The following is a 6,579-nucleotide window of genomic DNA, read 5'->3' on the forward strand; positions in this document are numbered from 1 at the left end:
GGAAACGGCTTTTCAACCTTATTCTGAATACGTTCGAAGAGGTGCGCTTATGAATCTTATGGACCTACCCAAAAAACAGGGGAAATGGAATCTCGAACTGTGCAAACAAAGCGCAGCACAATACAAAACTCGCACCGCATGGAGCGAAGGGAGTAAAGCGGCTTACAGTGCTGCTTATCGGAATGGTTGGCTAGACCAATGCTGTGCCCACATGCAACGCGTTGGCGTTAAGTGGACCTACGAAAAATGCGTACGCAGCGCCGCTCGATATAAAACCCGCTCTGAGTGGAACCAAGCGTGCAAAAGCGCCTACCATGCAGCTCGTAAAAATGGCTGGGTAGAAGATTGCTGCGCTCACATGCTTCCCTCTCGTACAGGTAAAAAATGGACCTTTGAAAACTGCGCGAAAAATGCCAAGAAGTACAATACCCGTTCTGATTGGCAACGCGGTTGCAGCGGTGCTTATAACGCAGCAAATCGCAATGGTTGGCTAGACGAATGCTGCACTCACATGAAGCCCATCGAACTGAAATGGGACTTCGCGGCGTGCCTCAAAAGCGCTCGAGCGTTTCGGACCCGGACCGAGTGGATCAGCGCGTGCAAAAGTGCGTATCAAGCGGCACGAAACCGAGGTTGGTTGGAGCACTGCTGCGCTCACATGGGTGCGCCGAGAACGCAAAAGAAATGGACACTCGACGCCTGCATCAAAAGTGCTTCTGAATTCAAGACTCGAACCGCATGGCAAGAAGGCTGCAGTGGCGCTTACTTCGCAGCACACCGTAATGGATGGATGAAAAAGTGTTGCCAGCATATGCGCTCTGCTCGCGCCAAATGGACACTGAAAATCTGTAAGGGCAGCGCCTCTTACTTCTCGACCAAGAAAGATTGGCTTCGCTGCTGTCGAGGCGCATACAACGCCGCACATCGTAATGGATGGCTGGTCGAGTGCTGTTCACATATGAAGAGAGCAACCAGCTCGCGATTGTCTTTAAATCCAACCGTTTAACACAACAGCCGGTGGGCAACGTTTTTCGTGATCCTACTTCGCGTTTTAACCACATGAATCCCTTCGTTCGGCTGAGTTGGGATTCATTTCACAGTTTATTCATGAAGCGAACCTAGACTGAAAAAATCCATCGAACTCGTTCGACCTACAACAACGTTAGGCACGATAAAAACTAGGTACTACAGCACCTCTAGGACATTTCATGAAGAAGAACTTACTTGCTATTGCTCTTGGTAGCGTGATTGCGCTAACGGCTGCTCCATACTCCATTGCAGCAAACGATGCTGCTATCCAATCTTCAGCCGACTATTCACAGATCGTCACCAAGCGTCAGGTTGTCGACCAACTGCTCAACGACGCGGTAAAGGCATTCAAATCCCCTGCGCGTATCTCGCACGCTGGTTTTACCGCCAAAATGCCGAGCAACATGGAGATTGTTACCGACCGCTTACTAGAAGCCTACAAACTTGAGCCATACCGTACTGACCTGCTGATTTCTGCGGCAAACGCGCAGATCTACAACAAGAATGCAGACCGCGCGATTGAACTGTTCGAACAAGCCCTTTCGGTCGCACCAGACGATGTGGATTTGCACGCTTACTTAGCGGTATGGCAACGCTTTGAGGGCAACCAAGCGGAATCAGCGAAACACATGGCGACGCTCACGAAGCTCAATGCTGGTAAAGCGGCAGACATCCAACGCATCTTCGACACTGTAGACCGCGTGCTTGCCACGCCACTAAAAGAGAAAGCCGATAAAGGCAAACTAAATGACAAGGGGGCGATCGTCACACTGGGATACGCACTGAATCCGGATGGTTCAATGCACCAAATCTTGGTTGAGCGTTTAGAAACCACGCTAGCCATGGCAAAAGCAAACCCAGACGCGTTGATCGTATTGACGGGCGGCGTACCAAAGAACCACAAAACAGAAGGCAAGTTAATGGCGGATTGGCTGATTGAAAAAGGAATCAGCAAAGATCGCATCATTGAAGAAAACTACGCCACCAGCACGGTAGGTAACGCTCTATTCAGCAGCTACGCATTAGCACGTCATAACATCAAGCACGCGACCATCATCAGCTCAGCGAGCCACGTGCGCCGTGGTCAAACGCTATTTGAAATCGCAAGCTGGCAAACTGGTCCACAAGGCATCACTTTCGACACCGTAAGCTACCCAGACAAACCGCTTAAAGACTTAGCCACAGCCAGCGATGGCGAACTACTTGGTATTTATCGCGATGCACTGCGTACTTACGGCATGTGGAGCTACCGCTCTTACCCACTAGAGTCGCGTTAAGTATTCTCGCTTCATACCAATCAAAAAAAGCCTGCGTACTTGCAGGCTTTTTTGTCTTTGTACCGTGGTAAGACCCGCTTAAATCGCTTCGCCGTTTACCGTTACTGCTACATCAATGTTGCCACGAACTGCGTTTGAGTATGGGCAAACTTGGTGCGCAATGCGCGTTAGCTCTAGCGCTTGCTCTTGTGGCATATCTAGCTCTACCGCTAGGCTCACTGTTAGTGCGAAGCCGCCGTTGTCGTTCGGACCAATGCCCACTTGCGCTGTTACGGGTGCGCTTTTCAGGTCTACTTTACCTTCACGTGCTACGTGCAGAATCGCGTTAGAAAAACATGCCGAATAGCCCGCTGCGAACAGCTGTTCTGGGTTAGTTGCTGCGCCTGTGCCGCCCATTTCCTTCGGGTATGACAGCTCTAGATCGAGAAGACCGTCATCAGTTTTTACTTGACCATTACGACCAGCCAAAGCGGTAGCTTGAGTTTTGTATAGAGTAGTCATGCGAGTATCCTTCTTAATTTAAGTTGTGCGCAATTTAATTGCTTGCAATCTTATATCGAAGTGAAGATAGTTTGCAACTATATTGTGCACAATTTATTTTATAACTCTCTTTCTCTGTAAGCAGGTAGGCAACACCAATGAGCCAGTGTTACACCGACAACACCATGACCGACGAAGATAAACTCTTACTCGAAAACCAAGCTTGCTTCCCGCTCTACAGCGCAGCAAATGCAGTGATCCGAGCTTACCGCCCGTTGCTGGACGAGCTTGATCTGACTTATTCGCAGTACTTAGTGATGATGGTGCTATGGGAGAAAGACGGTGCCAGTGTGAAAGAACTGGGATCACAACTGCATTTGGACTCAGGCACACTCACACCGCTGCTTAAACGCTTAGAAGCAAAAGGCTATGTAGAGCGTGGTCGCAGTGAAACCGATGAGCGCGTCCGCGTACTCAACCTCACCGAACAAGGTCGTGACCTTAAAGAACAAGCCAAGGCAGTGCCAAACGCCATGATGTGTAAAATCACATTAGAGCTGGATGAAATGATCATGCTGAAGAAGCTGTGTGGCAAAGTGCTCGACAATCTGAGCTAATCCTTTGAAATCTTGCCCACTGACGAAATAAGTGGGCGATGAGACGTTAAAGGTTGATTGAAATCATATTCAACTAGTAGCATCCATGTAAAACTCCGCGCGCTCAAGTTTGGGCATACATTTCGGAGTATTAAATGAAAAAGGCAGTATTCGTTCTTCTTGTTAGTTTCGGTATGGTTTCTGCGGCGTTTGCCCATTCTGGAGGCACCGATGCAAATGGCTGTCATACAAACAGTAAAACTGGTGAGTACCACTGTCACAACCGCAAATAATTCCGTTTGCATAATATGAGAAGGCGCGGCTTATCGCGCCTTTTTAAGCGGGAATCACACGTTATACCTCCATCCTCCCTCATCGTCCTTCTCAATCAACATTATCTATTATCGCTCTGCATTCATCTTCAATAAAACCTATCAAAGCAAACTCACCTACATCGGATATGCCTATCAAGTGAAATAGGAAATGGCTATCAATAGGATAGTTACAAGCGATTTTCCTTAAACACACTCCGATGAGAATATACTTTCCGAAAGCAACAACAGCTCAGCTTAAAACATTCAAAGGAAAGTAAATTATGATTAATACTCAAATCAAACCATTTGCAGCTACAGCGTACAAAAACGGCGAATTCGTTGAAGTAACAGAACAAGACGTTCTAGGTAAATGGGCAGTATTCTTCTTCTACCCAGCAGACTTTACGTTTGTATGTCCAACAGAACTGGGCGACCTAGCAGACCACTACGAAGAGCTACAAAAACGTGGCGTAGAAGTTTACTCAGTATCAACTGACACACACTTCACTCACAAAGCATGGCACGACAGCTCAGACACAATCGGTAAGATTCAGTACTACATGCTTGGCGACCAAACAGGCAACATCACAAACAACTTCGGTGTGATGCGTGAAGGTCAAGGTCTTGCAGACCGTGCAACATTCCTAATCGACCCAGAAGGTACTATCCAAGCAATGGAAATCACTGCTGAAGGTATCGGTCGTGACGCAGAAGACCTACTACGCAAAGTGAAAGCAGCTCAATACGTAGCAGCACACCCAGGCGAAGTTTGCCCAGCTAAATGGAAAGAAGGTGAAGAGACACTAGCTCCATCACTAGACCTAGTTGGCAAAATCTAAGCCACTGAAATTTAAGTTCTAATCAGTTCCCGATTTCCTTTTTCTGATTAGAACTGAATTAGAGAGCACTTCAGGTTAGATACCTTGACGACCTTCTACCTGATTTGCTCTCTCCCCCTCAGGTTTTATCTACAGTAACCACTTTTTAGTTTTAATTAAGGTAGTAACAACTATGTTAGACCAAGCGATCCAACAACAACTCAAACAATATCTGGCTAATGTAAAAGAAGAAGTTCGTTTAGTGGTTAGTCTAGATGAAAGCAAAGCATCGAATGACATTTTGTCTCTAGCGAACCAAATCGCAGAGATGAGCGACCTAATCACCGTTGAACGTGACGACAACGCAAGCGCACGTAAACCAGTGATGGCGGTAACTAACCCAACAAAAGGCACAGCACTACGCTTTGCAGGCTTGCCAATGGGTCACGAATTTACCTCTCTAGTATTGGCACTGCTTCATTCTGGCGGTCACCCAATCAAACTAGAACCAGAAGTGATTGAGCAAATCGCAGCACTAGACAAAGATCTAGACGTAGAAGTCTTCATTTCACTGTCGTGCCAAAACTGTCCCGACGTAGTTCAAGCGTTCAACATGATGGCGGCGATCAACCCGAAAGTAAAAGCAACCATGATCGACGGTGGTTTGTTCCAAGATGAAGTGAAACAACGCGACATCATGGCAGTACCAAGTGTATTTGTGAATGGCGAGCTATTCGGTCAAGGTCGTATGTCTCTGACTGAAATCCTGAACAAAGTGGATGACGGAGCAAGCGAGAAAGCCGCAAAAGCACTGAGCGAAAAAGACCCATACGACGTACTTGTTGTCGGCGGTGGTCCTGGTGGTAGCACAGCTGCTCTATACGCTGCTCGTAAAGGTATTCGTACTGGCGTTGTTGCTAAGCGTTTTGGTGGTCAGGTTATGGACACCATGGCAATCGAGAACTTCATTTCGGTAAAACGTACTGAAGGTCCAAAACTGGCGACTGATCTAGCAGAACACCTAAAAGAATACGACGTAGACGTAGTAACTGAGCAACAAGCTGAGAAGCTAATGGGCGCAGCACACACAGAAGATGGTTTGATTCACATCCAACTTGAAAGCGGCGCAACGCTGAAGAGTAAGAGTGTCATCCTAAGCCCTGGTGCACGCTGGCGTGAAATGAATGTTCCGGGTGAGCAAGAGTACCGCAACAAAGGTGTCGCGTACTGCCCACACTGTGACGGCCCACTGTTCAAAGGCAAGAAAACTGCGGTTATCGGTGGTGGTAACTCAGGCATCGAAGCTGCTATCGACCTTGCTGGTATCGTCGAACACGTAACGGTTCTTGAATTCGCAGACGTACTTCGCGCAGACCAAGTGCTTATCGACAAAGCGAATTCACTACCAAACGTAGACATCATCACGATGGCGCAAACTACTGAAGTTGTGGGCGACGGTACTCGCGTAACAAGTTTGAAGTACAAAGACCGCAACACAGACGAAATCAAAGAGATTGAACTGTCAGGTATCTTTGTTCAAATCGGTCTAGTACCAAACACAGAATGGCTAAAAGATTCAGAAGTAGCCCTATCTGAGCGCGGCGAAATCGAAGTCGGTAGCCGTGGCGATACTAGCCTAGAAGGTGTGTTCGCAGCCGGTGACGCAACAACCGTTCCTTACAAACAGATCATCATTGCGATGGGTGAAGGTGCAAAAGCAAGCTTAGGCGCATTTGACTACCTAATCCGTAAGCAAGGCTAATCTCCAAATTTCTTGGACACAAAGCGCACAGTGCTGTGTTTTCTTCCCCGGAAAGCCAATCGGGGCACTGTGTAGAACGGAGTGGCAAGAAATAAAAGCAAAAACCTAGAAGCCCAAAGACTTTGCCAGCAGCTACTACTGCTGGCTTTTTTTGGTTTGTGGCGAAAGCACTGAGCACACAACAAGAAAGAACAGCCCTCCCCCTTATATCAAACTCCGAAGCTCTCAACACACAGAGCTCAAAGGGGAGGAACTGGTTCTACACTCGCGGATAATTCAATTCACAATGCAACATCACAACGC

7 protein-coding genes are annotated in these 6,579 nt (G+C 47.6%); 6 read left to right on the forward strand and 1 reads right to left on the reverse strand.

The annotated features are described in order from the left end of the window. Window positions 1-49: 49 nt before the first annotated feature. Window positions 50-1,006 (forward strand): hypothetical protein, encoded by a 957-nt coding sequence (locus tag MHO32_RS21205; protein WP_069217893.1) that lies wholly within the window; start codon window positions 50-52, stop codon window positions 1,004-1,006. A 202-nt stretch (window positions 1,007-1,208) separates the two neighbouring features. Then, window positions 1,209-2,306, forward strand: a complete 1,098-nt coding sequence (locus MHO32_RS21210; RefSeq protein WP_005449643.1) for a YdcF family protein — start codon at window positions 1,209-1,211, stop codon at window positions 2,304-2,306. Window positions 2,307-2,384: 78 nt separating this feature from the next. On the opposite strand, the gene MHO32_RS21215 is transcribed toward MHO32_RS21210, so the two are convergent. After that, window positions 2,385-2,807: an organic hydroperoxide resistance protein gene (locus MHO32_RS21215; protein ID WP_041059168.1), complete on the reverse strand. Its 423-nt coding sequence runs from the start codon at window positions 2,805-2,807 to the stop codon at window positions 2,385-2,387. Between the two features lie 137 nt (window positions 2,808-2,944). Between MHO32_RS21215 and MHO32_RS21220 the strand changes: the two genes are divergently transcribed. From MHO32_RS21220 to ahpF, 4 genes are all read left to right on the forward strand, one after another. After that, window positions 2,945-3,403, forward strand: coding sequence for a MarR family winged helix-turn-helix transcriptional regulator (locus MHO32_RS21220; RefSeq protein WP_239213859.1), 459 nt, complete (start codon window positions 2,945-2,947; stop codon window positions 3,401-3,403). A 134-nt stretch (window positions 3,404-3,537) separates the two neighbouring features. Beyond that, window positions 3,538-3,675, forward strand: a complete 138-nt coding sequence (locus MHO32_RS21225) for a YHYH domain-containing protein (RefSeq protein WP_005449646.1) — start codon at window positions 3,538-3,540, stop codon at window positions 3,673-3,675. A 302-nt stretch (window positions 3,676-3,977) separates the two neighbouring features. After that, the gene (gene ahpC, locus MHO32_RS21230) at window positions 3,978-4,535 is read left to right on the forward strand and encodes an alkyl hydroperoxide reductase subunit C (RefSeq protein WP_005374632.1); all 558 of its coding nucleotides are present in this window, start codon (window positions 3,978-3,980) and stop codon (window positions 4,533-4,535) included. 172 nt (window positions 4,536-4,707) lie between these two features. After that, window positions 4,708-6,276, forward strand: coding sequence for an alkyl hydroperoxide reductase subunit F (gene ahpF / locus MHO32_RS21235; protein ID WP_239213862.1), 1,569 nt, complete (start codon window positions 4,708-4,710; stop codon window positions 6,274-6,276). The last annotated feature ends 303 nt before the right edge of the window (window positions 6,277-6,579 follow it).

The sequence above is a fragment of the Vibrio sp. MMH1-50 genome (assembly GCF_022347645.1).
GTDB lineage: Bacteria > Pseudomonadota > Gammaproteobacteria > Enterobacterales > Vibrionaceae > Vibrio > Vibrio harveyi.